The 26,361-nt window shown below is 53.5% G+C and carries 19 protein-coding genes; 13 read left to right on the forward strand and 6 right to left on the reverse strand.

Annotation, left to right across the window (positions count from 1 at the left end; translation table 11 throughout):
• The first annotated feature begins 54 nt into the window (after window positions 1-54).
• Window positions 55-2,229 carry a bifunctional alpha,alpha-trehalose-phosphate synthase (UDP-forming)/trehalose-phosphatase gene (locus FOE74_RS05595; RefSeq protein ID WP_149097620.1) on the forward strand — a complete coding sequence of 725 codons (2,175 nt, stop codon included), beginning with the start codon at window positions 55-57 and terminating at the stop codon, window positions 2,227-2,229.
• Window positions 2,230-2,794: 565 nt separating this feature from the next.
• On the opposite strand, the gene FOE74_RS05600 is transcribed toward FOE74_RS05595, so the two are convergent.
• Together FOE74_RS05600 and FOE74_RS05605 are read right to left on the reverse strand one after the other, a co-directional pair.
• Window positions 2,795-4,579, reverse strand: coding sequence for a glycoside hydrolase family 15 protein (locus FOE74_RS05600; protein ID WP_149097621.1), 1,785 nt, complete (start codon window positions 4,577-4,579; stop codon window positions 2,795-2,797).
• A gap of 646 nt (window positions 4,580-5,225) precedes the next feature.
• On the reverse strand, window positions 5,226-6,557 hold the full coding sequence (locus tag FOE74_RS05605; RefSeq protein ID WP_149097622.1) for a leucine-rich repeat-containing protein kinase family protein: 1,332 nt from the start codon (window positions 6,555-6,557) through the stop codon (window positions 5,226-5,228).
• A 517-nt stretch (window positions 6,558-7,074) separates the two neighbouring features.
• On the opposite strand from FOE74_RS05605, the gene FOE74_RS05610 reads away from it, so the two are divergent.
• From FOE74_RS05610 to FOE74_RS21615, 7 genes are all read left to right on the forward strand, one after another.
• The gene (locus FOE74_RS05610) at window positions 7,075-7,824 is read left to right on the forward strand and encodes a phosphoadenylyl-sulfate reductase (protein ID WP_149097623.1); all 750 of its coding nucleotides are present in this window, start codon (window positions 7,075-7,077) and stop codon (window positions 7,822-7,824) included.
• Window positions 7,825-7,844: 20 nt separating this feature from the next.
• Window positions 7,845-8,753, forward strand: a complete 909-nt coding sequence (gene cysD / locus FOE74_RS05615; RefSeq protein WP_149097624.1) for a sulfate adenylyltransferase subunit CysD — start codon at window positions 7,845-7,847, stop codon at window positions 8,751-8,753.
• A gap of 295 nt (window positions 8,754-9,048) precedes the next feature.
• Window positions 9,049-10,326 carry a sulfate adenylyltransferase subunit 1 gene (locus FOE74_RS05620; RefSeq protein ID WP_149097625.1) on the forward strand — a complete coding sequence of 426 codons (1,278 nt, stop codon included), beginning with the start codon at window positions 9,049-9,051 and terminating at the stop codon, window positions 10,324-10,326.
• Between the two features lie 279 nt (window positions 10,327-10,605).
• On the forward strand, window positions 10,606-11,418 hold the full coding sequence (cobA, locus tag FOE74_RS05625) for a uroporphyrinogen-III C-methyltransferase (protein ID WP_149097626.1): 813 nt from the start codon (window positions 10,606-10,608) through the stop codon (window positions 11,416-11,418).
• A 10-nt stretch (window positions 11,419-11,428) separates the two neighbouring features.
• Window positions 11,429-13,126: a diflavin oxidoreductase gene (locus FOE74_RS05630; protein ID WP_149097627.1), complete on the forward strand. Its 1,698-nt coding sequence runs from the start codon at window positions 11,429-11,431 to the stop codon at window positions 13,124-13,126.
• A 289-nt stretch (window positions 13,127-13,415) separates the two neighbouring features.
• On the forward strand, window positions 13,416-15,095 hold the full coding sequence (locus FOE74_RS05635) for an NADPH-dependent assimilatory sulfite reductase hemoprotein subunit (RefSeq protein WP_149097628.1): 1,680 nt from the start codon (window positions 13,416-13,418) through the stop codon (window positions 15,093-15,095).
• Window positions 15,096-15,407: 312 nt separating this feature from the next.
• Complete coding sequence (locus FOE74_RS21615) at window positions 15,408-16,925, forward strand: TSUP family transporter (protein WP_308422680.1); 1,518 nt, start codon at window positions 15,408-15,410, stop codon at window positions 16,923-16,925.
• A 195-nt stretch (window positions 16,926-17,120) separates the two neighbouring features.
• Here FOE74_RS21615 and metX read toward each other — a convergent pair whose 3' ends face one another.
• The gene (gene metX / locus FOE74_RS05645; RefSeq protein ID WP_149097629.1) at window positions 17,121-18,164 is read right to left on the reverse strand and encodes a homoserine O-acetyltransferase MetX; all 1,044 of its coding nucleotides are present in this window, start codon (window positions 18,162-18,164) and stop codon (window positions 17,121-17,123) included.
• A gap of 56 nt (window positions 18,165-18,220) precedes the next feature.
• Between metX and FOE74_RS05650 the strand changes: the two genes are divergently transcribed.
• Together FOE74_RS05650 and FOE74_RS05655 are read left to right on the forward strand one after the other, a co-directional pair.
• On the forward strand, window positions 18,221-18,643 hold the full coding sequence (locus tag FOE74_RS05650; RefSeq protein WP_149097630.1) for an OsmC family protein: 423 nt from the start codon (window positions 18,221-18,223) through the stop codon (window positions 18,641-18,643).
• 404 nt (window positions 18,644-19,047) lie between these two features.
• Complete coding sequence (locus FOE74_RS05655; RefSeq protein WP_149097631.1) at window positions 19,048-20,217, forward strand: trans-sulfuration enzyme family protein; 1,170 nt, start codon at window positions 19,048-19,050, stop codon at window positions 20,215-20,217.
• 549 nt (window positions 20,218-20,766) lie between these two features.
• Here the strand turns inward: FOE74_RS05655 and FOE74_RS05660 are convergent.
• Both FOE74_RS05660 and FOE74_RS05665 read right to left on the reverse strand, forming a co-directional pair.
• Window positions 20,767-21,684: a polysaccharide deacetylase family protein gene (locus FOE74_RS05660; protein WP_149097632.1), complete on the reverse strand. Its 918-nt coding sequence runs from the start codon at window positions 21,682-21,684 to the stop codon at window positions 20,767-20,769.
• A 319-nt stretch (window positions 21,685-22,003) separates the two neighbouring features.
• Window positions 22,004-22,195 carry a cold-shock protein gene (locus FOE74_RS05665; RefSeq protein WP_062542753.1) on the reverse strand — a complete coding sequence of 64 codons (192 nt, stop codon included), beginning with the start codon at window positions 22,193-22,195 and terminating at the stop codon, window positions 22,004-22,006.
• 417 nt (window positions 22,196-22,612) lie between these two features.
• Here FOE74_RS05665 and FOE74_RS05670 point away from each other — a divergent pair, with 417 nt between their 5' ends.
• From FOE74_RS05670 to FOE74_RS05680, 3 genes are all read left to right on the forward strand, one after another.
• The gene (locus FOE74_RS05670) at window positions 22,613-23,689 is read left to right on the forward strand and encodes an oxidoreductase (protein ID WP_225840683.1); all 1,077 of its coding nucleotides are present in this window, start codon (window positions 22,613-22,615) and stop codon (window positions 23,687-23,689) included.
• Window positions 23,690-23,763: 74 nt separating this feature from the next.
• Complete coding sequence (locus tag FOE74_RS05675; RefSeq protein ID WP_149097633.1) at window positions 23,764-24,201, forward strand: hypothetical protein; 438 nt, start codon at window positions 23,764-23,766, stop codon at window positions 24,199-24,201.
• 95 nt (window positions 24,202-24,296) lie between these two features.
• Window positions 24,297-24,650, forward strand: a complete 354-nt coding sequence (locus tag FOE74_RS05680) for a hypothetical protein (RefSeq protein ID WP_149097634.1) — start codon at window positions 24,297-24,299, stop codon at window positions 24,648-24,650.
• A 119-nt stretch (window positions 24,651-24,769) separates the two neighbouring features.
• Here FOE74_RS05680 and FOE74_RS05685 read toward each other — a convergent pair whose 3' ends face one another.
• The gene (locus tag FOE74_RS05685; protein WP_149097635.1) at window positions 24,770-26,035 is read right to left on the reverse strand and encodes a zinc dependent phospholipase C family protein; all 1,266 of its coding nucleotides are present in this window, start codon (window positions 26,033-26,035) and stop codon (window positions 24,770-24,772) included.
• Between the last annotated feature and the right edge of the window lie 326 nt (window positions 26,036-26,361).

Here is a 26,361-nt window from a genome sequence, read left to right on the forward strand (position 1 = left end):
CGGTACAGGGGCAAAGAGACGCACGTTCTGTTTTTGCTTTAAAAAATCAATTCTATGCCTAAAACCATTATCATTTCAAACCGGCTTCCTATCAAAGTACAACGCACCGAAGACGGCCTGGCATACGAAACCAGCGAAGGCGGCCTGGCCACCGGTTTAGGTTCTATCTATAAACAAGACGACAATATCTGGATTGGCTGGCCCGGTACCTTTTTCTCAGACGAAGCCGAGCAGCAGCAGGTGGCCAAAGACCTGGCCGAGCAAAGCATGCGCCCGGTTTTCCTCACGGAGAGCGAGATCCGGGACTTCTATGAAGGATTCAGCAACGAGACGCTGTGGCCCACCTTCCACTACTTCAGCCAGTATTCTGTGTATGATGACACCTTCTGGGAAGCCTACCAGCAGGTGAATCGGAAATTCTGCAAGGCCGTGATGGAGCATGCGGAGCCCGGTGACACCATTTGGGTGCATGACTACCAGTTGCTGCTACTGCCAGCGCTTCTCAGGAGCGAAATGCTGGAAAGCACCATTGGGTTCTTCCAACACATCCCGTTTCCGTCTTATGAGATTTTCAGGTTGCTGCCCTGGCGCGAGCAGATCCTGCAGGGCATGCTGGGTGCCGACCTGATCGGGTTCCATACCTATGATGATGCCCGCCACTTCCTTTCCTCGGTGAGCCGCATTGTAGGGTTCAACACCTCGCAGGGGCTGATTGACAACGGTCACCGCAGCATCATGGTAGATGCCTTCCCCATGGGCATTGACGAGGAGAAGTACGCCACGCTGGCGGCCTCTGAGGAAACCAAGGCGAAAAAGCAGGAATACCAGGAGGCACTGCAAGACCAGCAGATTATCCTCTCCATTGACCGGCTTGACTATTCCAAGGGCATTCCGCAGCGGTTGCAGGCCTATGAGCTCTTCCTGAAGGAGAACCCCGAGTTCCACGGCAAGGTGACCCTGTTCATGCTGGTGGTGCCCTCGCGCGACCAGGTGGAGCGCTACCGCCAGTTGAAGGAGACCATAGATGAGTTGGTGGGCCGCATCAACAGCTCTTACCGCACCATCACCTGGAACCCCATCCAGTACTTCTACCGCTCGTTCCCCATTGAGGAACTCTCGGCGCTGTATTCCATGGCCCACGTGGCCCTGGTCACGCCCATGCGCGATGGTATGAACCTGGTCTGCAAAGAGTACATCGCCAGCAAGCTAGACCAGAAAGGCGTGCTGGTGCTGAGCGAGATGGCAGGCGCCTCGCGCGAACTCGCCGATGCCGTGCTCATCAACCCCAACGACATGGGCCAGCTGGTGCAGGCGCTGCGGCAAGCCCTCACCATGCCAGAAGAGGAGCAGACCACCCGTATGAAGAACATGCAGGACACGGTGCGCCGGTACAACATTCACCACTGGGTAGAGATTTTCATGAACCGACTGGATTATATAAAACTGAAGCAAATGTCTATGGCCACGGAATATCTGTCTTCTGAGGAGCGGGAGCAGCTGGCTTCCAGTTTCCGACAGGCGCAGCAGCGGCTGTTGTTCCTGGACTATGACGGCACGCTCACGTCCTTCACCAAAGACCCTACCCAGGCCTTCCCAGACGAGGAATTGTTAGCTACCCTGGAATGCCTCACGCAAGACCCCAAAAACCGGGTGGTCATTGTGAGCGGCCGTGACCGCAACACCCTGCAGAAATGGCTGGGGCATTTGCCCGTGGATTTCATTGCCGAGCATGGGGTCTGGTACCGGGAACGCAGTGGCGAATGGGACATGTTCCAGAACCTGTCTGATGCCTGGAAAAAAGAGGTTCGGCCGGTGCTGGAACTGCACGTGAGCCGCACGCCGGGTTCCTTCATTGAGGAAAAGGATTTCAGCCTGGTATGGCACTACCGCCGGGTAGACCCCACCTTAGCCGAGCTCCGAGCCCGGGAGTTGAGCAACTACCTGCTGTTCATTGCCGCTAACATCAACCTGCAGGTCATGGAAGGCGATAAGATTGTGGAGGTGAAAAATGTGGAGGTGAACAAAGGCATTGGCACTACCCGCTGGCTGGAACAGCACCCCCATGACTTCATCCTCTGCATAGGCGATGACCGCACCGACGAAGACATGTTCCGGGTCATGCCTGAGGAGGCCTTCACCATCAAAGTAGGCAGCGAACGCTCCCTGGCCCGTTTCAACCTGGATAACTCCAAACAAGTGCGTAAACTGCTGAAGTCTTTGTGCTCCTGAGGGAGTGGGTGAATCCTTGTTTCTGGTTGGCTTTCTTAAAAAACAGGCTTGAAACCAGCCTGATCAGCGAGAGAGGATTTGTTATGCTTTAAGGTTATTGTGGTAAGACACTCGTAGGACCTTCGGACACTACGAGGTCTGGAAACGGATAGTAAGTACCAAACCTCACAGGTTTTCAAAACCTGTGAGGTTTTTTTTATTAAGGCTGCTGCTTTCTCCATCCAGTCTGCTCGAAAGACCTCGTAGTGTCCGGAGGTCCTACGAGGGTCTAAAACCCTATGCCGCAGATTAACCTAAGGAGGTTCCAACCCTTGCTACCATTAACTGGAGCAAATCCGGAGACTCGTGCTTGCGGAAAGACCTGTGCCTAATCAAAGCCCGCCGCTGTTGGTATTGCTACTAAAGCGCCTAATTCTGATCCAATGCCAAACAGCTAAAACTAAATACTAACAACTGATAACCTGCAACTATCAATATTATTTCCAGGAAAAGAAGCCTAAAACCCTAAAAAGCAGAAAGGCTCACCAACTTGGTGAGCCTTTCTGCTTTTGAAAGAGATCAACGGCTACAGCAGGAACGATGGTTTGTCCAGGCGTTTAGAGATACGGTAGGCGGCGTTCAGCAAGCCCACGTGGCTGTAGGCTTGTGGGAAGTTCCCCCACTGGCTGCCGTCTTTGGAGTCTACGTCTTCGCTGAGCAAGCCCAGGTGGTTCGTGTACTGCAGAATGCTCTCAAATTCGCGGGTTGCGTCTTCTATGCGGCCCACGCAGGCCAGGGCCTCAATGTACCAGAAGGCGCAGATGAGGAACGTGCTCTGCGGCACCCCAAAGTCATCGGCGTGTTTGTAGCGGTAGAAGAGGCCTTCGGGGGTTTTGAGTTCTTTCTCCATGGCCTCCAGGTGGGTCTTGGCGCGCTCAGAGGCGGGGTCCAGGTAGTGCATCATGATGAGCTGCAGCGTACTGGCGTCCATGTGGTTTTTCCCGATGGCCTGGGTGTACACGCCCTGCGCCGGATCAAAGCACTCCTCAATCTTGGCGGCGGCTTCGTCCATGAGCTTGGTGGCCAGTTGGCCTAACTCAGCATCGCCCATGTAGCGGGCGGCGCTGGCGGCGGCAGAGGCCCCGGCCCAATGGAAGAGGTAGGTGTAGCAATGGTACTGCGCGAAATCCCGGAACTCCCATAAGCCGGCATCTGGCTCATTCATGGTATCCCGAATCTTGTACAGCGTCTTGTAAATCAGCTTCTGCGATTCTATGCGTTCGGCGTCGTTGAAGCGGCGGTCTACGTAGAGCGGCAGCAAAGCCACCAGGATCTGGCCGTACACATCGTTCTGGATGTGGGTGTAGGCGTCATTGCCAATGCGCACTGGTTTGTTGCCCAGGTACCCATCCAGCTCCAGCTCAATCTCGGTGAGTTTGCTTTGGGCACTGATGGAGTAGAGCGGCTGGTAGCGCTGCGTGTCTTTGGCTGTGATGTTGGCAATGAAGTGGAAATAGCGCTCCATCTCCTCAAAGTGCCCAATGTTGTTGAAGGCGTTGAGGATGTAGTAGGTGTCGCGCATCCAACAGAAGCGGTAATCCCAGTTGCGGCCGCTGCCGGGGTGCTCCGGTAAGCTGGTGGTAGGCGAGGCGATGATGGCCCCGGTGTCTTCGTACTGGTGGATCTTCAGGGCCAAGGCCGAGCGGATAACCTGCTCCTGGAAGAAGTTGCTGATGCTGGTGTTCTTCACCCACATGCGCCAGTAACGGGTGGTCTGCCGCAGGAACTCCTCTGAGGTGCTTTCCAGGTTGGCCTCCAGCGGAGCCCCATACGTGAGCACAAAGTAAAGCGTCTCGTTCAGGACAAAAGGCTGATCTTCCAGAATGTAGCTCAAAGAGGCATTGGTGGTCAGGCGAACTTCCTCGTCCAGGCCCAGGAACGCGATGTGGTTGCTGCTGCGGCGGCGCTTGAGCTCCAGTTGGCCGTAGTTGCCCACCGGGTTGCACGTGGCTTTGATGCGCGGCGACCCTGACAGCGGCTCCACTTTCCTGATGAGCATCAGGGGCTTGTAGTAGCGCTGGTGCTGCCGGAAACGGGGGGCGAAGTCTGTGACCCGGTAAGACCCTTCCTGGCAGGTGATCTCAGTGCAAAGGATGTTGGTGTTCTCTACGTAGTACTGGTGAGAGGAAAAATCTTCCGCATCGGGCTTCAGGGAGAATTCGCCGCCTTTTTGGCGGTCCATCATAGGACCGAATACGAAGCTGCTGTCAAAACGGGGCCAACAGAGCCATTCAATGTTGGTGTCTTTGTGGATCAAGGCAAGGTAGGCGCAGTTGCCAATCAAGCCCATGTCATAGGTATGTTTTGCCATACGGTATCTTCAGATAGGTGGATTGCCAGAGTGGATGTCTGAAAGTACGTGTACCGGATTACCCGTATAGAGGTTTCCATATTTTTAACCACCTTCCGCAGACTCCTCCTTTTTAGCCTGTTTTTAGGAAAACAAGAACTAAACGCCCCTGCCTTTCCCCGCCTTGTACCACCGCACAGAAAGCAGGAGGAGGATCGGGAGTTACCCGTTCCTCTTTGCAGGATAGGGCAGGGTCTTTCAGGCAGGTGCGCCTCCTCCATAGGCCTGGTTCAAGCTTTCAACTTGGACCTCCTATTTTCGGAAGTTTAAAACTTCCAGAAGCCATAAGTCTTATCTCAGTTTTGGCTGAAGGGGGCCACGCTATAAGTATTGGATTACGGATCAACCCGTCCAGCAGAGTAGGGCCGTTAAGTTCTACTTTGAAGGCTTAAACTGGGGTGAAGTTCAATACCATCCTTGCATAGTTTGAGGCTTTCGCCTCACTGATTTGCAAACTTCAGTTCATTTTAGGTCCAAGTTAGAAACTTGAACCAGCTATTTTTTTAGAATTTAACGGCCCTACGTCCAGCAGAGAGGAACGTCCTACCCATAATTTAAGTGGCAAGGAGAGCTGGTTTTCCGCCCTCGGCTCTGACCAGGCTTTTTCTCATTGAGAAACAACCGTGCGGGCCACCGCCGCTATCCTCTCTGTGATAGCGGCAAAGGTTGGCCGGTTCTTCACGTCGGGCTGCAGGCAGTCGTTTTTCAGGTGTAGCAGCTGTTGGGCAGATTCCTGCGCGCAATCTTCCGGGGCCAGGTGGTTCAGCAAATCCTCCAGCAAACAGCCAAAGGCCCGTACCTCCAGTTGTTCCAGCGCTTGGGCCAGTGCGGTGTTGGCTCTGTCATACACCGTGGCAGCACCGAAGTCCCCGAACAGAGCATGCCCGGCGGCGTTCACCAGGGTATTGTGCGCGTACAGGTCTCCGTGCGAGATGCCTTGGGCGTGCAGGTGGGCCACGGCCGAGGCCACGCCGCCGGAGATAGAAAGGGCTTCTGCCAGGGTGAAGGTAGTGCCAGGGGCGTACACGTCGCGGGTGCAGGAGTCAAAGCTGGGGGAGCCGCCCAGGTTGCGGTACCCGGCCGGGATCAGTTCAAAGACCAGCCCTTGTTTCTGCGCCGGGTGCTGGTCCAGTTTCCCCAGCACCTGTACCAGGTTCGGGTGCGCCCCGGCCCGCAGGCAGGCCTGCATCTCGTCTTGGGGCAAGCCGTCACTGGTGACTTCGCCTTTGAACACCTTCACCGCCACCTCCTGGCCAGATTCTGCCTGTTTTTGCCAAAACGCCCGTGAAATAATACCCGAGGCTCCTTCGCCCAGCTGTTCTTCCAGGGTAAGGTCTGGCCACGCAATTTGGGGTAAATCTGTTGTAGCGGCCGGGGGGTGATGGCAGGGGTTGCCGGAGATGGCCAGCCAGGAAAGGCGGGGAAGCGTGAACAGCCACTCAGGCACGTGCGTGAGTTGATTGGCCGAAATCCGCAGCAGTTCCAGGTTCTGGCAGTGGGCTAGTTCCTGGGGGAGCTGGGTAAGGTGGTTCCCGGCCAGCATGAGCTTCTGCATGCGGGTGCAGGCACCAATAGAAGCCGGCAAGGCCGTGAGCTGGTTGTCCGTCAAGATAAGCCAACGGGTGGTGGGGGGCAGGGCGTCTTCAGCCATGTGCCTGATCTGGCAGGCCTTGAACCCAATCATCTCCAGGCGCGGAAGCTGGCCCAGCACCCGGGGAAACTCCTCAAAGTCATTGTCAGAGAAGAAAGCGATCCTGAGGTTCCGGAGCCGGGCGAAATCAGCCGGCAAGTGCGTGAGGTGATTGCTGGAGAGGTCCAGGATTTCCAGGGTATCCGCCAGGTCAAAGATCTCAGAAGGTACCTGGGTAAGACCGCAGGAAAGTTTCACGCGGGTGGCGCCGGCCAGTTCACCGGTCTGTAGTTGTGCTAATGTCTGCATGGAAGCGGAAGAATACGGCGGCGAAGGTAACCATTGCCTCCGGATGTGCCCGCGTTTCAGATCTTGATTTCTGGTTCATTGGGCGGGTGGCGATAAAAAATCACAGAAACAGAAACTTTCATGTAGGTACAGTAGTTTACAAGGCGAGCGCCATCGTTTGTACTCTTTTCTTAGGAAAACACACTGGAAAGAAACTCGTTTATTGAGATTACGTTAACGCTTTTAAATTTTCTTTAGTAGAAGTTCATTAGAAAGCAGTAGAGCCTGCTAAATTTTTATAAAGAATCTCTACTAAACTGATAGGAAAACTTGATTTATAAAATTGGGTCCCTATCTTTGCAACATCTTTCAAACAGCCAGATAAAGACTACATGGTCTATACATCTTATATCAAGCGAATGCGCTTCTGCTGTTGCAGCACCTGCTGCTGTTGTCTCTAACCCTCAGAGAGCAACAGAATTTTATTGCCTATACGGCACCCAACTTCAAATTCTTTTTTCACCCGTATTTTCTTGCCATGGCCTCTTCTAAACAAGAGCAGGTGTCTCAACTCATACAAGAGACAGAAGGCTTTACCATAGACCAGACCTTTGCGCTGCTGGTGAGCCGTTACCCCAATAAGGTAACGTTCTCTTCCAGCTTCAGCTTTGAGGACCAGGTGATCTCGCACCAGATCCTGGAAAACCAGTTCCCCATCCGCATCTTCACGTTAGATACCGGCCGCCTTTTCCCGGAGACGTACTCCGTCTGGAGCCGGACCAATGAGGCGTACAATACCCGCATCAAGCCGTATTACCCTAACAATGAGCAGCTGGAGGACTTTGTGGCTTCTACCGGGCCCAACTCCTTTTATGAGTCCACCCAGAACCGCAAAGACTGTTGCCACATCAGAAAGGTGGAGCCCTTGAAGCGGGCGCTGGCAGGTAACGCCATCTGGATTACCGGCCTGCGGGCCGAGCATTCCCAGGGCCGCAGTGACCTGCCCAAGTTTGAGTGGGACGAGGGAAACCAGCTCATCAAGTTCCACCCGCTGTTGTATTGGACTACGGAGGAAGTGATGGCGTTCATCAGGCAGCACAACATTCCCTACAACAAACTGCATGACAAAGGCTTCATCTCCATTGGCTGCGCCCCGTGTACCCGGGCCATTCAGCCGGGCGAGGATTTCAGGGCCGGCCGTTGGTGGTGGGAAGACGCCAGCAAAAAAGAATGCGGATTACACGTATCAGAGTCACCGGCTCCGGTAGCCCCGGAACTGGCCAAGTAGATAAGATAGAAACAGTACCTATGAGTTCGTATACATTAGATTACCTGGATCAGCTGGAGTCAGAAGCGATCCATATCTTCAGAGAAGTAGCAGGTCAGTTTGAGCGCCCGGCCCTTTTGTTTTCCGGTGGCAAAGACTCTATTGTGTTGGTGCACCTGGCGTTAAAAGCCTTCCGCCCCGGCAAATTCCCTTTCCCGTTGGTGCACATTGACACCGGCCACAATTTTGAAGAAGCCTTAGACTTCAGAGATTACCTGGCTGACAAGATTGGCGAGAAGCTGATTGTGCGCCACGTGGAAGACACCATCAAAGCCAAAGGCCTCACGGAGCAGAAAGGCAAACTGCCTAGCCGCAATGGCCTGCAGACCTACACCCTGCTAGACACCATTGAGGAGTTCGAGTTTGACGCCTGCATCGGTGGTGCCCGCCGTGACGAGGAGAAAGCCCGCGCCAAAGAACGCATCTTCTCGGTGCGTGACGAGTTCGGCTCCTGGGACCCTAAGTTGCAGCGCCCTGAGTTGTGGAACACCTACAACGGCAAAATCAACAAAGGCGAGAATGTGCGCGTGTTCCCCATCAGTAACTGGACCGAGCTGGACATCTGGAACTACATCCGCCGCGAGAAAATTGAGCTGCCGTCTATCTACTTCGCCCATGAGCGCGAGGTGCTGGAATTTGAAGGCCGCCTGGTGGCCACCAACGAATTCGTGCAATTGCATGATGATGACGTGATCACCCGCAAAGTTGTCCGTTACCGCACCGTGGGCGACATGACCTGTACCGCCGCCGTAGAATCCAGCGCTTCCACCCTGGATGATATCATCAACGAGATCATCGCCACCAACACCAGCGAGCGCGGCCAGACCCGCATAGATGACCGCGTGTCTGAAGCCGCCATGGAGGACCGCAAGAAAAACGGCTACTTCTAGACGCAAGACACAAGATATAAGACACAGGACTTTTCTCTTTGTCATCCTGAAAGGATCTTGTGAGCGAACGGTAGTGGCATTTACTACAGGCTGTTCTAGTTTGCCCACAAGATCTTTCCAAGATGACAATAAGGGGAGAAAGAAAAGGATATAGAAAAGAGGAAGGGAAAGGATCTGACCTCAAGAAAATATAAAAGAGAGCATTGGTGATGAACCCGCGGAATGTTTGATAGCCGATTTTCTAAAAACAGCTTCCAAACAGACTCAGAACTCAAGACTCAGAACTCACACAAGAATGGACATCTTAAGATTTTTAACCGCCGGTAGCGTAGACGATGGCAAAAGTACCCTGATCGGTCGCCTGTTGTATGACAGCAAGTCCATCATGGTAGATCAACTGGAAGCCATTGAGCGGAGCACCAAGAACCGTGAGGAAGGTCAGGTAGACCTGGCTCTGTTGACCGACGGTTTACGGGCCGAGCGGGAGCAGGGCATCACCATTGACGTAGCCTACAAGTACTTCTCCACGCCCAAGCGTAAGTTCATCATCGCAGATACGCCGGGCCACATCCAGTACACCCGCAACATGGTGACCGGGGCGTCTAACTCAGACCTGGCCATCATTCTCATTGATGCCCGCCACGGCGTGGTAGAGCAGACCCGCCGGCACTCCATCATTGTGTCTTTGCTGAACCTGCCGCACGTGGTGGTGGCCATCAACAAGATGGACCTGGTGAAGTACTCGCAGGATGTGTACAATGACATCGTGATTGACTATGCGCAGGTAGCCAAATCCCTGGGCCTGAAAAACGTGTCTTACATTCCCATCAGTGCGCTCAACGGCGACAACATTGTGGAGAAAGCCCAGACCATGCCGTGGTACGAAGGCGAATCGCTGTTAGGCTTGCTGGAAACCGTGGAAGTACATGAAGACATCAACCTCACCGAAGGCCGTTTTCCGGTACAGTACGTGATCCGGCCGCAGACCGATGAGTTGCACGATTACCGGGGCTACGCCGGCAAGATCATCAGCGGCATCTACCGCAAAGGAGATAAAGTGGTGGTGCAGCCTTCCGGCGTGGAAAGTACCATTTCAGCCGTGGAGATTGGCGGCGAGGAAGTAGAAGAAGCTTTCGCACCGCAGAGCGCCGTGCTGCACCTGAAAGACGACGTGGACATCAGCCGCGGCGACATGATTGTGAAGCAGGATGCCCCGGTACAGGTGGCCCAGGAATTTGAGGTAGTCCTGTGCTGGATGAGCAACACCCCGTTGGTGCCCCGCAACAAATACCTGCTGCAGATCAACAGCCGCACCGTGCGCTGTGTGGTGAAGGAACTGGAATACAAACTCAACGTGAACACCCTGGAGAAGGAACTGTCACCGGTGTCGGCGGGCTTGAACGACGTGGTGAAAGCCACCATCAAAACCGCCTCGCCCATCGCGTTTGATGCGTACCGCAAACTCAGGGCCAACGGCGGGGCTGTCTTGATAGATGAAACCAGTAACGTAACGGTAGGGGCCTGCATGATCTCCACCGAAGCCACAGAGAAACCTTTCTGGCCTGAAATCTAGAAAACGGGCTTAAAACACAAAGACAGCTGGCGCGGGTCTAAAGACTCGTGCCACAGGATGAAGCGAGTCTCCAGACTCGCCGGGAACCACCATCAGAGGTGAAGCAGGGCGTCTGGAGACTCCCCTCATCTTATGTCACGAGTCAACATACTCGCGCCAAAGACCGACTTACACCTGGTATACGGACTGTTTGGTAAAAACAGGCCGTAAACCAGAAACTACCAGACCAAACCTTGGCCCTGCATTCCCCGGAGGGCCAGGAACAGACAAACAGAAACCATGCAAAAGAAAGGGAACGTGATCATAGCAGGAGCCGGCCCCGGTGACCCTGAGCTGATCACGGTGAAGACGGTAAAGGCCTTGCGGCAGGCAGAGGTGATTCTGGTAGACCGTTTGGTGAGCGAAGAGATCCTGCACCTGTATGCCTCGCCTTCGGCGGAGATCGTGTACGTGGGCAAGCAGTGCCGCAGCCATAATACCACCCCGCAGGCCACCATCAATGAACTGCTGGTAGAGTACGCGTTGCTGGGCAAGAAGGTGCTACGGCTGAAAGGCGGTGACGTGTCTATTTTCTCCAACGTGCTGGACGAACTGCAAAGCTTGGTAGTGCATGAGATTGAATACGAGATCATCCCCGGCATCACGGCGGCCCTGGGAGCGGCGGCCTACGCCGGCATTCCCTTGACGGCCCGGCAGCATGCCACCGCGGTGCGCTTTCTCACTTATTACACCTACAGCAAACTCACCGAGGAATACTGGCAGGAGCTGGCCCAGACCGAGGACACGCTGGTCTTTTACATGAGCAGTGAGCGGCTGGCCGAGGTGGTGGAGAAACTCACGCGCCACGGGATCTCAGAAGAGAAACAGCTGGCCGTGGTGGAACAGGCTACCACACCGTTACAGCACGTGCAAACCAGCAGCCTGTATGCCTATGAGCAGAAACTGGGCGGCAAATCCTTTGTGTCGCCGTCGCTCGTGATCATAGGCAAAGTGGTGAACCTGCACCAGGAGTTCAAGTGGTTCACCAACAACCCAAGTAGAGAACATTACTTCAAGCCGGTCTCAGAACAGGTGGGCTTGGTACTTCAATAATTTATCTGTCATGTTAGCAGAAGCCAAATTAAAAACCTTCCTGGAACTGGTCCAGCAATCGTCTAAAGAGGAACTGCTCTGGATGAGCGGCTACCTGGCGGGGCATACTTCTTCCTCTGCCGTTCCCGCCGCAGCGCCGGCGCCCCAGGCAGCCCCGCCAGCGGTAGGCAAGGTCACCATTGCGTACGGCACGGAGACCGGCAACTCCAAGCGCGTGGCCACTGACCTGGCCGGCAAGGCCAAGAAAAGCGGCATCAACGCCCGCGTGGTCAGCCTGGACCAATACCGTGTCAACGACCTGGAGAAGGAAGAATACTTCCTGACCGTGATCAGCACGCAGGGCGAGGGAGACCCGCCGGCCGGGGCCCAGAAGTTCTATGATTACGTGCACCAAACCGATAAAAAGTTGCCCAAGCTCAAGTACAGCGTGCTGGCTTTGGGTGACACCTCGTACCCGCTGTTCTGCAAAGCCGGCGAAGACGTGGATGCCCAGTTGCAGCGCTTAGGCGGCCGCCCGCTGGTGCCCATCCAGAAGTGCGACGTGGATTATGAAGACGAAGCCAATGCCTGGTTCCAGAGTGTCTTGCAGACGTTGAACCAGACGGCTACTCCGGCTTCGGCCCCGGCACCTGCTCCCGCCAAAAAAGGAGGCAAGAAAATCTACAACGGCACCATTCTCTCCAACATCATCTTAAATGACGTGGGTTCTAACAAGTTCACCCACCACATTGAGATTGAGGCCGAGGATCTAGCCTATGAGCCCGGTGATGCGTTGGGCGTGGTACCCAAGAACCGTCCGTTCACGGTAGAGGCCATTCTAAGAATCACCGGTATCTCGCCGGAAGAGAAAGTGACGCACCGTAACAGCGAATCTACCGTGCGGGAGCTGCTACACGACAAACTGAACATCACGTTCCTGCCGGAGCGCGTGGTCAAAAAATATGCCGAGGCGGTGGAGCAGGACATACCGGCTACCCGCATCGATTTACTCGATCTTTTAAGGATTTACCCGGTAAAAGACGCCGAGCAATTCAAAGAGGTGTTGCAGATTCTGGAGCCCATCGCGCCCCGGCTGTATTCCATCTCTTCGTCGCTGGAGGCCCACACCGGGGAAGTGCACGTGACGGTGGCCCGTGACGAATTCCGGATCAACGAAGAGCTGCTGTGCGGCCATTGCTCAGATTACCTTTCTGAGCAGAAAGAAGGCCAGCCGCTGGAGTTCTACATCCACAAAAACAGCCAGTTCAAACTGCCCGCACCTGACAAAGACGTGATCATGATCGGGCCAGGCACGGGCGTAGCGCCATTCCGGTCTTTCCTGGCAGAGCGCGATGCCACCGGTGCCGAAGGCCGCAACTGGCTTTTCTTCGGGGACCAGCATTTCGCCACTGATTTTCTGTACCAGACCGAGATCCAGAGCTGGTTTGAGACCGGTACCCTGACCAAGTTCAACGGCGCCTTCTCCCGCGACCAGCAAGAGAAAGTGTACGTGCAGCACAAAATGCAGGAGAACGCCACCGCTTTCTACGAGTGGTTGACCTCCGGGGCCTACGTGTACGTGTGCGGGGCCAAAGAGCCCATGAGCGTAGACGTGGAAAACACCCTTTTGCAGATCATCGGGCTGGGTGCCGGTTCTTCCCCAGAGGAAGCCGCCGTGTACCTGGAGCAACTGAAAGAAGAAGGCCGCTACCTGAAAGACGTGTATTAGTAATCATTTGCTAAGGCTGGCGCGAGCTTACAGCTCGTGTCCGAACGCCTTCCGGAATGATCCTCCTCAATTTGTCATCTTGAAAAGATCTTGGTAGCGAACGGCAGTCACGTTTGAGTAGAGCTTTTCTAGTTCGCCCACAAGATCCTTTCAGGATGACAATAACTCCGGGGACGAAGAAGTAATTCAGGACTGCGGTTTTAGGGTCTGTTTTCCTGAAAATAGGTCCTAAACAGAAATAAAAAAATCAATGGCGGGAGCTTTCCTGTCATTACATAGACCAGTTACCATGTCAACTGAGAAAAAGAATCTATCGCCCATAGAGAAAATAAAAGAGGTGAGCCAGGGCTTGCGCGGCACGCTTAAGGAAAGCCTGAAAGACGAGATCACCGGGGCCATCCGGGAAGATGACACGGCGTTGGTGAAGTTCCACGGCATGTACATGCAAGATGACCGCGACCGCCGCGAAGACCGCGCCGCCAAGAAACTGGAGCGCCTGTACTCGTTCATGATCCGGTTGCGTTTGCCCGGTGGTTTCATGACCCCGGAGCAGTACATTGCCACGCACAACATTGCCGGCGAGAACTCCACGGGCGTGATCAAGATCACCACGCGCCAGACGTTGCAGCTGCACGGCATTGTCAAGGCCAAGACCAAGCCCACCATCAAAGCCTTCAACCAGGCCGGGCTGGATTCCATTGCCGCCTGCGGCGATGTGAACCGGAACGTGGTGTCCAGCGCGAACCCGCTGGAGTCACCCCTGCACGAGCGCATCTTCCAGTACGCTGACCGCATCAGTGAGTACCTGTTGCCCAAAACCCGGTCGTATTATGACGTGTGGCTGGACGAGGAGAAGATCTACGACAAGGTAGAGGAAGAAGACCCGCTGTACCAGGACCGGTATCTGCCCCGCAAGTTCAAGATCGGGCTTGTCATTCCGCCTAACAATGACTCAGACGTGTTCGCGCAGGACCTAGGCTTGATCGCGATCATTGAGAACGGGGAACTGCAGGGCTTTAACCTGGCGGTGGGCGGCGGTCTGTCGTTCACCCATGGCAACCAGGAAACCTATCCGCGGCTGGCCACGGAGATCGGATTTGTGAGCACCGAGGAATCTGATGAGAAGCTGTTCAAGGTGGTTTATGAAGTATTAACCGTTCAGCGGGACTTCGGGAACCGGGCCGACCGCAAACTGGCCCGCCTCAAGTACACGGTAGACAACATGGGCCTTGGTGTTTTCCGGGCGGAAGTAGAAAAACGGACCGGATTCGCGTTGGAAACTGCTCGCTCCTATGAACTGAAAACGCGGGTAGACCACTACGGCTGGGCTCAGAGCTACAATGGCCTGTTGCATTACACCGTGTTCGTGGAAAACGGCCGCGTCACAGACCTGGACAACGTGGCCCTCAAAACGGCTATGTTAGAGGTAGCCCAGACCGGTAAAGCCAACTTCCGGTTTACCTGTAACCAGAACGTGATCCTGAGCGACATCACGCGGGAGAACCAAGCCGCTATTGAGGAGATTCTGGTAAAACACAATGTAATCCCGCATACCCAGGCGGCCTCACTGCTGCGCAAGAACGCCATGGCCTGCGTGGCCTTGCCTACCTGTCCGTTGGCCCTGGCCGAGGCCCAGCGGTATCTGCCGGAATTGGTCACCAAGATAGACGGCGTACTGGAAACCCATGGCCTGCTGGATGAGGAAATCATCATCAGGATGACCGGTTGCCCTAACGGGTGCGGCAGATCCGTACTGGCGGAGATTGGCTTTGTAGGCACGGCCCCAGGCCGCTACAACCTGCACCTGGGCGGCGATGAGCAAGGCCAGCGCCTGAACAAGGTCTACCGCGAGAACCTGGATGAGGCCGCTATTCTACAGGAACTGGATACTGTTTTCTTTAGCTTCAAACAGAACAGAACCACTGGAGAGCGCTTCGGTGATTTCGCGTACCGCACGCTGGTCAATTAAGCCCCGTGAAAGAAGAAGCGTTTCAGGGTTCTTTTGAAGAAAAAGACCCTGAAATGCAGCCTTTTGACCATTATCATTTCTCTGCCAACCAAAAAGGATAATAGTATAAGTTGCAAGATATAGATGCTTTATATGTCTTATTGCTAATTATATTGTATTTTTATTGGGTAATTTGTAAAGAATTCTCTAATTTATATCGCTGTAGATACGCCTTCCCCAGCCTCGTCTGCTTCTGTTGTCTGGTTTGCCGGGCGAAGTGCCTTCTTCCTCTGGTAAGGCCCGGTTCCAAGCCAGAGCTTCCATCATAAACCCTTGAATTTGAATATGACCACTACCACCATCAAAGAGCAAAATGAGTTGTTCCCGGTTTTTCTGAAACTGGAGCATCTGACGGTGTTGGTAGTAGGCGGGGGCAATGTGGGGCTGGAGAAACTGACCGCGCTGCTGCAGAATTCCCCGCGCACCACCATCAAAGTAGTGGCTATCCAGTTCAATGAGGCCTTGCTGCAACTAGCCCAGGAACACCACAACATAGCCCTGGTGCCCAAAGCCTTCAGTGCCGAAGATGTCATTGGAGCCGATATTGTGATTGTGGCCGTGAATGACCGGGAAGCCAGCCACCAGATTTGCCGGGAGGCCAAGCGCCAGGGCAAATTAGTGAACGTAGCCGATACGCCTGACCTGTGCGATTTCTACCTGGGCTCCATTGTGCGCAAGGGAAACCTGAAGATCGCCATCTCCACCAACGGCAAATCGCCTACCATGGCCAAGCGCCTGAAAGAGACGTTCCAGGAAACCCTGCCCGAGGAACTGGACCAGGTGTTGGACAACCTCCAGCAGATCAGGTACCGCCTCAAAGGCGACTTTGCCGCCAAGGTGACACAGCTCAATGACATCACCAAAGTCATGGCAACCACGCCCGGCAAGCCGAAGAAACGCAAGTCCGGTTCCTGGGTTATCGCCTTGGCCTCCGGCGGAATCATAGCCCTGTTGTTCACGGTGCTGGGCTTGCTGCTCTCTGCCTATATTCCGGTGCAGGAGATGGTAGGCCAGACCGGGCAGTTCCTGCAAAACATTGACTCGCTCTTTTACTGGATGATTGTGGCGGGCTTTGTGGCCCAGATGGTAGACGGGGCTTTGGGCATGGGCTACGGCGTTACCTGTACCACCATTCTCATGTCACTGGGGGTGAACCTGCCGGCCATCAGCGGGAGTATCCATACCGCCGAGATCTTCTCCAGCGGCGCCTCTGGGTACAGCCACTACAAGTTCGGCAACGTGAACATGAAGCTCTTCAAGGTGCTGCTGATACCAGGAGTGCTGGGGGCCATTTTAGGCGCTTACCTGCTGTCTGTGGTAGGGGAGGAGTATGCCAATTACGTGCGGCCTATTCTGGCCACGTACACGCTTATTCTGGGGGCCAGGATCATCTACACGGCCTTCCGGAAGAACAAGGAGCGCAAGAAGATCAAGAAGGCGGGTTGGCTGGCGGGCGCCGGCGGGTTCCTGGACTCGTTTGGCGGCGGCGGTTGGGGACCTTTGGTAACCAGCACCCTGATCTCTAAAGGCCGTACCCCCCGGTTCGTGATCGGTTCGGTGAGCATCACCGAGTTCTTTGTGGCCCTGGCCAGTTCCCTCACCTTCTTTTTCATGCTGGGGCTAAGCCACCTGCATATCATTCTGGGCTTGATCTTAGGCGGCCTGATTGCCGCCCCCCTTGCCGCCCGTTTGGCTGGCCGCCTGCCCATGAAGACCATGTTCATCGCCGTAGGCTCCCTGGTGATTATCTGGAGCCTCAGGATTCTGCTGAAAGCAGTAGGGGTTTTCTAGGTCTTTTTTCAAAAAACGCAGGTTTCCTATTTCCCACCGTAGAGACCAGGCACTGCCTTGTCTCTGACGCATTGCAGGTCTTATTTCCCACATTGCCAATTTCCCAAGGAACGCACCCTCGTTCACCGCAAGGTTTCTTGCCGGTAATACCTTTTTTACGGGGACTACCGCCGGAGACAAGGCAATGCCTGGTCTCTACGCGATCACGTCAGAGATCGGCTTTTCTATTTCCTGGAGCCAGGCGGTGAAATGCTGGGAGATCTTCTGCCCCTCAATGATAAACCCATCATGGCCATAATTGGAGTCAATCTCCACGTAGGTGGCCTGGGGCAGGTGCCGGGCCAGGAACTGCTGCTCCTGCACGGGGCACAGGATATCGCTGCTGATGCCAATGATCAGCGTTTTCTGGGGTATTTTCTCTAAAACAGGTTCTAACCGGCCGCCCCGTCCGCGGGCCAGGTGGTGGCTGTCCAGGGCTTTGGTCAGGATCCAGTAAGAGTAGGCATTGAAGCGGTTCACCAGCTTGTCGCCTTGGTACTGGAGGTAGGAAGACACGCGGTAATTATCCAGTTTCTCAGGGTCTGGGTCGGTCTGATTTTGGGCCAGGATCTGGTAATTGCGGTAAGTGAGCGTGCCCAGGGCGCGGGCCGCTTTCAGGCCTTTGCTACCGGCGGTTGGGCTGGGTTCTCCCCAGGTACCGTCGGCTTCCAGCATGAGACGCTGCGTGGTATGAATGCCTATACTCCAAGTGCTTTCAGCAGCGGCAGTAGCCAAAAGGAACAGGTTATCAATGACCTCAGGCTCTGCTAGCGCCCATTCCAGGACTTGAAAGCCACCACAGCTGCCCCCTCCCAGAATATGGATTTTCTCCAGGCCCAGGTGTTCGCGCAGCAGGATGTGGGCCCGTACCATGTCGCGGATGGTGACCTGCGGGAACGTGCTGTAATAGGGTGCCCCGGTCTGGGGATTGTTGCTCAGCGGGCCGGTGCTGCCGTAGCAGGAGCCCAGAATGTTGGCGCAGACAATAAAATGTTGTTCAGGGTCAATGACCTTACTTTCCCCTACTATGCCGTCCCACCAATCCAACACGTTGGAATTAGCGGTAAGAGCATGGCAAATCCAGACCACATTGCTTTTATTTGCGTTCAGGGTACCAAAGGTGTGGTACGCCACTGTGATTTCTGGAAGTGTTTGCCCTCCTTCTAATTCAAAAGGTTGGTTATATTGAAAATAATTCATGTAGTACCTTTAACTCTTACAAAGTAAAGGCCTACAGGCGTAAAACCGTAATAAAAATGATAAGAATTGAGATGAACCGGGTAACCGGCGACTATGGTTTTGAGGCGAAAGACGCCAACGGCCACCTCCTCACCACCGATACCAGCCCCGAGAATGGCGGCCTGAACGCAGGGGTCCGCCCCATGCAGATGTTATTGATGGCCCTGGGCGGGTGCAGCGGCATTGACGTGGTCATGATCCTGAAAAAGCAACGCCAAGAGCTACAGGGGCTTAGAATGGAAATTTCGGGGGAGCGCGAGGCCGGCAAAGAACCCTCACTCTGGAAAAAGGTGCACGTGGTGTTTGAACTGCAAGGCAACCTGGACGTGACCAAAGCCGAGCGGGCCTGTGAACTCTCCATGGTGAAATACTGCTCCGTAGCCGAGACGCTGCGCCTGGCCGGGGCCCACATCACCTGGGAAGTAAGGGTTACTGCGTAACGAGTTCTGAGTCTTGAGTTCTGAGTCCTGAGTTAGGAGTTGTTTTCCAGAAAACGGCTCCTAAACGCCACGTAGCGGCGTAACACGGTTACGCCGGGGCTCCAGCCGCAAGTACCGTCTCAACCACCCCGTAGACTGCCTTTGCAACAATTCTTGCTGTTTTGCAGGACGGCTATTCCAGGGGGAGGCGGCCCGTTTCATGGTGACACGGCGTAACCGTGTTACGCCGCTACGGTTAAGGCCTCTTTTTCTGAAGACAGGCCTTTAACGGCAACCCACCTGCTCCCAAGACCTCGTAGTGTCCGGAGGTCCTACGAGTGTCTTCTGCCAAAGCGTTTCACCTCTTTCCTACCGGGCGCCAACCCCGTAGCACATCAGCACATTGAAAAATTAGCACATTCACCATGGAATACCATCCGCTTACCAAAGCCATCAGAATACAGACCGAGCGCACCCATGAGATGGAGCACTCCACGCCCATGTTCCTTACCAGCAGCTTCCAGTTTGAGAACGCCGAGGACATGCGCGCCGCCTTCGCCGACGAGACCGACGACAACATCTACAGCCGGTTCAGCAACCCCGGCGTGCAGGAGTTCACAGACAAGATGTGCGCCCTGGAAGGGGCTGAGGCCGGCTATGCCACGGCTTCGGGCATGAGTGCGGTGTTCGCCTCGTTCATGGCCTTGCTCAAGGCCGGGGATCACCTGCTGGCCTGTAACTCCATCTTCGGGAGCACGCATACCATCATCACCAAGTACCTGCCCAAGTACGGTATTGAATACAGCTACGTGTCCGCCGACAAGCCCGAGGAATGGGCCGCTGCCATCAGACCCAACACCAAGATGCTGTACCTGGAAACGCCTACCAACCCGGGCCTGGACATCATTGACCTGGAAGCCGCCGGCAAACTCTGCAAAGAGCACAACCTTATTTTCAACGTAGACAACTGCTTCGCTACTCCGGTGAACCAACGGCCCGTTGAATTCGGGGCAGACCTGATCGTGCACTCGGCCACCAAGTGGATAGACGGGCAAGGGCGCGTGCTGGGCGGCGTAGTGGTGGGCAAGAAAGAGCTCATCAAAGACATCTACCTGTTCTGCCGCAGCTCAGGCCCCGCCCTTTCGCCGTTTAACGCCTGGATTTTAAGCAAGAGCCTGGAAACGCTGGATGTGCGCATGGAACGTCACGCGGGCAATGCACTTTCCATCGCTACCCAATTACAGAACCACCCGCAACTGAACTGGGTCAAATACCCGTTCCTTCCCACGCACCCGAACTATGAAATTGCCAGAAAACAGATGAGAAACGGCGGCGGCCTGTTCTGCTTTGAGCTGAAAGGCGGCCTGGAGAGCGGCCGGAAATTCCTGGACAGCCTGCAGCTCATGTCGCTCACCGCCAACCTAGGAGACACCCGTAGCATCGCCTCGCACCCAGCCAGCACCACCCACGCCAAACTCACCGAAGACGAGCGCCAAGCCGTAGGCATCACGCCCGGCCTCATCAGGATCTCCGTAGGCCTGGAGTACGCGGATGATATCCTGAACGACATTTTGCAGGCCTTGGAGCAGTGCTAGGCGGTGGGTGTTTTAGTGATTAGTTGATAGTAATTAGTTGTTAGTAATTAGTAAAAGCCTTTCGGGCCTGTTTCTGTGGAAACAGGCCCGAAAGGCTTTTTAGGTTGGTTGGTTTTTCTATGGCTTAAAATCTTCCCTTTACTGCTGCTGGCGCGATTCTTCAGACTTGTGATGGTGCGCTTCTCCAGACTTGCCGTGAATCCCTGTCCGTGGCACAGACACTCGCAGGACCTTCGGACACTGCGAGGTCTTTTGAGTAGACGATAGAGCCATGGGTACCTGTACTAATGCCTCTTGCTCAAAGGAGGTTAAAAGAGCAGTTCATGGGGGCTGCTGGAAGCTTCCGGAAATTCCATGTTTCGGCTGCTTTGCAGCGAAGCTAGTCAGAGACTATCCTTTATCTCATGTCACGATTCTGGAGAGGCGCGTCAGAAGGAAAATAGTTTGTCATCAAGGTATTAAGCAAAAAGTAGGGCAATCCCTGGTAGTTGCCCAAACGCAGGGGCAACCACCAGGGATTGCCCCTACGTTTAGAGATTCTACTTCTGCTTAAAAACTATTCACAATGCTGTTATGCAGGCCTTTGGTGCTCCAGTAGCCGCTGGCAATAATGCGCCGGATGGTATATAACGGGTCGTTGGGATCGCGCTTGGTGGCTAGGATATAGGCGGCGTCAAACCCGCGTTTCTTCAGTTCAGGAATGGCTTCGGGGTTCCAGAGCCCGAAGGGGTAGGCGAAGTACTTGATGGGTTTGCCGGTGATGGCTTCCAGTTGCTTCGTAGGTTTCTCAATCTGGGTCACCCAGTCCTGGCCTTGGTATTTCTTCACGTTGTGGTGGTCATAGGTGTGCGACCCGATCACGTGCCCGGCATCTGACAGTTCCTTGATCTGCTCTTTGGTCATGTAGTTGGGTCGGCCAATAGAGACGGTCATGATGAAGAACACGCCTTTGAAGCCGTACTTTTCCAGCTCTGGCTTGGCCACGGTATATTGGTCCAGCTTGGTGTCATCAAACGTGAGCATGATGGGCTTGGCCGGCAGCGGCGTGCCTTTGGTGAGGTAGGCCTGTAACTGGTCGGGTAAGATGGTTTGGTAGCCACTGTCGGCGAGCATCTTCATCTGGGCTTTGAACTCGGCCACCTTTACAATGTAGTCTTTGCCCACTTTGCCGTCGCTGGCCTTCCACTCGCGTATCTGGTGGTAGCACAGAATAGGCACTTGCGGACGGGCCAGAATGGCGGCGGCAGTGGCGGGTTCACCCGCAGGCTGCGCAGCAGGGGCTGGGGTAGTGTTGGGCGCCTCTGGGGCGGTGGCAGACTCCTGGGTTTTTCCAGAGGCGGTGACTACCGGCGTGGCACTGGGCGGGGTCTGCTGGGTTTCTGGTTTGTCTGGGGAAGCGCACGAAAAAAAGGCCAGGCTACAACCGGCGAGGAGCCCATAACGGCTACTGAAAAAGGAAAAAGACATATTAGGATTTGAATTGGGTCTTGTGTTAATGATGCCCTACAAGGCTTCTGATGACCGATGTTTCCAACGGCCATTTCCTTTGTAATCTACTCAAACTTACCCAACTCTGCATCTGCTTTAGGCAGGTTTTCTGTAAAACATACCTAAAAAGCTCACCTTTGGGTAGGAGGGTGTAAGGTGCCTGAGGGTAGCAACAAAGTGCTTGCGTAGAAAAGGCCAGAACTGGAAATAGGCAATGGCTGATTCTGTGGGATAGGGGCCATAAAAAAGGGCCTCACTCTGTGTGAGGCCCTTTTAGAGGACTGATGTATATTAAAACTTAAGCAAGTTTTACATTTACAGCGTTTAAACCTTTGCGGCCTTCTTTCAGCTCAAAAGTTACTTCATCATTTTCTCTGATTTCGTCCACCAGGTTAGACACGTGCACGAAATACTCCTCATTGGAGTCTGCGTCTTTAATGAAACCAAAACCTTTGGAATCATTGAAGAATTTTACTTTACCGTTTTTCATCAATGTGATATAATAATAATAAACAAATGTAGAGATTAAAATCTACACTCCCGCCTTTTTTTGCAAAGTATAATTACGGATTTTCACGGACTGAGTTCCTGAAGAAATACGCTACAAGCCGAAGGAACTGAGACGAAGAAGGCTTAGGCTTCCATTTTTCGCGCTCCAGGCAACCTGGGCCAGTGCCCCATCTAGCCCATCAACAGGTGCTTCTGGCAGAGCGGGCTTTCCCTTCGGCGGCAGAAGATGGCCCGAAGAGCGCAACAGGATCAGCCTCAGATGTAGGCTGTACCGGTACAGGCAAGAGTAGCAGGAGCAAGCGAGAGGAATTGTATATTCACCGGATCAAGAGGTAACAAGGGCAAATCTATAGCCCAGGTCCATAGTAAGAGCGGACACATATAACCAAAAGAAAAGATGATGGCCAGAGAGGTACAGAAAAGCATACAAGTAGGGCTCATTGGGTTTGGAATGGCGGGCCGCATCTTCCATGGTCCTTTTCTTCATCTGGTGGAAGGTCTGGAATTGGCCATGATTCGGGAAACCCGGCCAGAAAACATTCAAATAGCCAACAGCCGCTATCCCCAGGCCCAGATCACCCATCAGGCAGAGGAGATCTTCCAGAACCCAACCATAGACCTGGTGGTGGTGGCCACGCCTAATAGTTCGCATTTCACGCTGGCCAAACAGGCCCTGGAGGCGGGCAAGCACGTGGTGGTGGAAAAGCCGTTCACGCCCACCTCGGCCCAGGCCGAAGAATTAATCCAGTTGGCCCTCAAACACCAGCGGCTGCTCACCGTGTACCACAACCGGCGTTGGGACAGTGACTTCAAGACGGTACAGAAGGTGCTGCAGAGCGGGGTGCTGGGCAAGGTAGTAGAGTACAAGGCCCATTTTGACCGGTTCCGGCCAGCGCTCAAGGGAAACACCTGGAAAGAGGAGGAAGCCCCCGGGGCAGGCATTGTCTATGACCTGGGCTCCCACCTGATAGACCAGGCGCTGGTGCTGTTTGGCCCTCCGCAGGAAATCTCTGCGGATGTCCGGATTCAGCGCCCCCAAAGCCCGGTGCCCGATAAGTTTGAAGCCATGCTCTATTATGAGAATCTATTGGTGACCCTGTCGGCGGGTTTGCTGGTGCGGGAACCAAGCCCCCGTTACACTCTGCACGGCGACCAGGGTTCCTTTCTCAAGTATGGCCTGGATGTACAGGAAAAAGCCTTGAACGACGGGTTGCTGCCGCACGAGACGCCGAACTGGGGCGTAGAGCCCGAAGAGATCTGGGGTCACCTGAACACCACCCACCAGGGCCTTCACTTCACAGGCAGGATAGAAAGCGAGTCAGGGCATTACCGCGCCTTCTATGAAAACGTCTACCAGGCCCTCATAGGGGAAGCGCCGCTGGCCGTCACCCCAGAGCAAGCCCGAGATGTGATCAAGGTAGTGGAGTTGATTGAACAGAGCAGTACGGAGAAAAAGCGGGTAGCTTTTGAGTAGCGATTGGATTTCTGAATTGTTTTTTGAAAAGTAAGCTAGAAGTAGGGTGGGGTGGTTAGCCAAAATTAATATAAATGGTAAAATTCATTATCGCTATAATCATTGGGCTTACTCTAGTAATTTCCAGCAACATTATTGGCTATTACAGAGGCCCTTTCTCGATTCTAGCTACAGCAGTTTTGCCATTTATCATTGTTGCAGGGGTTAACTATCGACTTTATAAAATCAACTTTCTTGCTGCCGTTCTATATGGATACGGAATACTTCTCCTAAATGACTTATTGATTAGAATGTATGCTGGTGGAACTCACGACCAAGTAGGCAAAGCATGGATTTCTCTTTTCACATTTATCGGTTTCGTTCTTATTACATCTTCCATGTTAGTGTATGCTTTCACAACTGTTTCAGTTACTGAAAAAATAAATCGGAAAAGGATAAGCAATCTATTAGCGGTAGTGATAAGTGGATTGTTAACAGCAACGTTCTACCTTAGAATTTTAGGGGATGTATAAAAACAACCTTGGCTAACATTCTGTAAACGTCAGCCTCGGCCGGCAGCCTTCTGCCGTCGTTTACACCAGATCGTTGGCAGTCATAAATAAAAATCATGCATCAATCTTACGAAGAAAGCTTTGGTAGAAAGCCCGACTTCAGAGTAACCTATAATATCTTTTCTCAAGAAGAGGGTGGAAGATATTACTGGCCACTACAAGGAATAAGATGGGATTTCTTCTATGAGCACCCAGACCATAATAAAGGTGCACTTTTTATAATTCATCCTGAATTTGAAGATTCAAATGGCAAGCTAATCACCGATTCGGAGCTACCGATCCCAAAATATGGAATGGCAAGAATGTGGATTTTAAATAATAAATTTATCGACTACCATAGAGGAAAAATAAAAATTGGTACTCATGGCTACTTTATGGAAGGAAACAAAAAAGTAGGGAATGTGATGTGATTGAATTGTTAAACATAAAATAAAAACCACGTCTGCCAACAACACCAAAACGCCAGCCTTCGGCCGACGGCATTACCCGTCGTTTAGCTGCCCATCTGCTGAGTTTACTTCCGTTCAATTTATTGAGAAGGGTTAATCTTTTTCAGCTTGGCTAAATTCTCCTGCACTTCCTGCCATTTCTTTAGTCTCTCTTCGTTCTGGGTATTGGGTGGCGTGGCTTTGCTGTAAAACCTTAGTATATCTTGTTTCAAAGGCATGGTCACATATTTGAAGTCCTGCTTTGCCAGGTCCTCCAATAGGTACGCATAGGTTTTGTCCACCATGAGGTAACTTCCCCTTTCCGTGCTCTCGCCGGTATCTAACCCTGTGTTCTTGAACTCAGTTTTCCCTTCGCTCAGGGCGTTCAACTCCGCGCTGTATTTTTCTACCGTCACATTAAAGCTCTCCATGAAAACCTTTTCGGCGGCAGGCGTGGGTGCTTTGAAGGACAGCACTTCTTGAGGCCCTACTTTGGGCAGAAGCCGCATGATAAAACTGATAAACCGTTGGAATAGGTTAGGCTTGTTGTATTCCCTGCCCCATTTCTTGTGGTAATCGGTTTTGCTGATCCGGTACATGAATTTACGCCGGGTAACACTGGGTTTGGCCGCCTTTATTTCATCTGCTTTGAAGTGCCAGGCGGCTTTCGTTAGACTGGGTATCAGGTTGCTCACCGAACGCCGGAACGTGCCTACCGTCAAGTTGTAACTAAAGAACAAGCTGCCTAGCTCAAGGCCATACGTTTTCAGGAAAGCCCTCTCCAGGAGGTCCTTGCTCACCTCAAACCCGATAAAATCATGGTACGCCTCCGGGGCATAGTTGCCGCGGGCTACCTGCAACACGTCAAATCCGAACTCCATCTTCACATGCGCCAACGGGTCTTCCTCATACGTGACCACGGGGCCGAATTTCTTTCCCACCTCCGGATACACCATCGGCACAGCCCGGTTCGTGCCAATGGGGTGCCCAAAGTTATCGGCGTAATAATGGGCAATGGCTCCCAGGGCGAAGGAATACTCTTCCAAGGTTTTGGATTCCTGCAGAAGCGCGTTCAGGAAATCCCCGGTCCGTACATAGTGGGTCAAGTCTGTGAAGAAAACATTCCCCAAGGGATAATAGCCCATATCCTGGATGATGGCGCCCCCATACGCGAAGGCATGGGCTTTTTTAAGGGCTTCCGGAGAGGCGTTGGGGAATTTCTTGAGGATGAGGGGCATGAGGGAGGGCTTCCAGCAGACATCTATGATGGCCTGGTGCGTCAGTACCCCGTACCCAAACCCGGTGGTGGGTAGCAGGCAAAGGCCCCACAGTAAAGCAAGTAGACAGTAATGGCGGACGTAACGCATAAAGATCAAGAGAGAAAAAACATAAAGAAGGCTGGGAAGGTTTTAGACTAAAGGGCATGTCTTAGACTCGACTTTTAGTTTAGTAAATAGCCTCAACGCCGGGTAAATCTATTGAAATACAGGTGCTGTCTGCAGGCATTTTGATTCGCACGGCATCTATGTCTGCAAATTAGAGCTTATCATTTTCCTGAACCTGGAGCCCGTTCACAAGCCATTCCCCGGAAGTCAGGTACAGGAACTCCTGCCAGATAGGGAAGGTGTCGAAGTCTATTTCTTTGCCGTTTTTTAAATGACAGAAGTACACAGTGGCATTAACATTCTATATA

The sequence above is a fragment of the Rufibacter glacialis genome, from assembly GCF_008271745.1.
In the GTDB taxonomy this organism is placed as follows: Bacteria; Bacteroidota; Bacteroidia; order Cytophagales; family Hymenobacteraceae; genus Nibribacter; species Nibribacter glacialis.

Coding starts and splice junctions, on each gene's coding strand:
- FOE74_RS05605 (WP_149097622.1), bottom strand. CDS start 6,557: ATGCAGACATTAGCACAACTACAGACCGGTGAACTGGCCGGCGCCACC.
- cysD (WP_149097624.1), top strand. CDS start 7,845: ATGAGTTCGTATACATTAGATTACCTGGATCAGCTGGAGTCAGAAGCG.
- FOE74_RS05680 (WP_149097634.1), top strand. CDS start 24,297: ATGCATCAATCTTACGAAGAAAGCTTTGGTAGAAAGCCCGACTTCAGA.
- FOE74_RS05650 (WP_149097630.1), top strand. CDS start 18,221: ATGATAAGAATTGAGATGAACCGGGTAACCGGCGACTATGGTTTTGAG.
- FOE74_RS05665 (WP_062542753.1), bottom strand. CDS start 22,195: ATGAAAAACGGTAAAGTAAAATTCTTCAATGATTCCAAAGGTTTTGGT.
- metX (WP_149097629.1), bottom strand. CDS start 18,164: ATGAATTATTTTCAATATAACCAACCTTTTGAATTAGAAGGAGGGCAA.
- FOE74_RS05620 (WP_149097625.1), top strand. CDS start 9,049: ATGGACATCTTAAGATTTTTAACCGCCGGTAGCGTAGACGATGGCAAA.
- FOE74_RS05660 (WP_149097632.1), bottom strand. CDS start 21,684: ATGTCTTTTTCCTTTTTCAGTAGCCGTTATGGGCTCCTCGCCGGTTGT.
- FOE74_RS05685 (WP_149097635.1), bottom strand. CDS start 26,035: ATGCGTTACGTCCGCCATTACTGTCTACTTGCTTTACTGTGGGGCCTT.
- FOE74_RS05655 (WP_149097631.1), top strand. CDS start 19,048: ATGGAATACCATCCGCTTACCAAAGCCATCAGAATACAGACCGAGCGC.
- cobA (WP_149097626.1), top strand. CDS start 10,606: ATGCAAAAGAAAGGGAACGTGATCATAGCAGGAGCCGGCCCCGGTGAC.
- FOE74_RS05675 (WP_149097633.1), top strand. CDS start 23,764: ATGGTAAAATTCATTATCGCTATAATCATTGGGCTTACTCTAGTAATT.
- FOE74_RS05595 (WP_149097620.1), top strand. CDS start 55: ATGCCTAAAACCATTATCATTTCAAACCGGCTTCCTATCAAAGTACAA.
- FOE74_RS05635 (WP_149097628.1), top strand. CDS start 13,416: ATGTCAACTGAGAAAAAGAATCTATCGCCCATAGAGAAAATAAAAGAG.
- FOE74_RS05610 (WP_149097623.1), top strand. CDS start 7,075: ATGGCCTCTTCTAAACAAGAGCAGGTGTCTCAACTCATACAAGAGACA.
- FOE74_RS05670 (WP_225840683.1), top strand. CDS start 22,613: ATGATGGCCAGAGAGGTACAGAAAAGCATACAAGTAGGGCTCATTGGG.
- FOE74_RS05630 (WP_149097627.1), top strand. CDS start 11,429: ATGTTAGCAGAAGCCAAATTAAAAACCTTCCTGGAACTGGTCCAGCAA.
- FOE74_RS05600 (WP_149097621.1), bottom strand. CDS start 4,579: ATGGCAAAACATACCTATGACATGGGCTTGATTGGCAACTGCGCCTAC.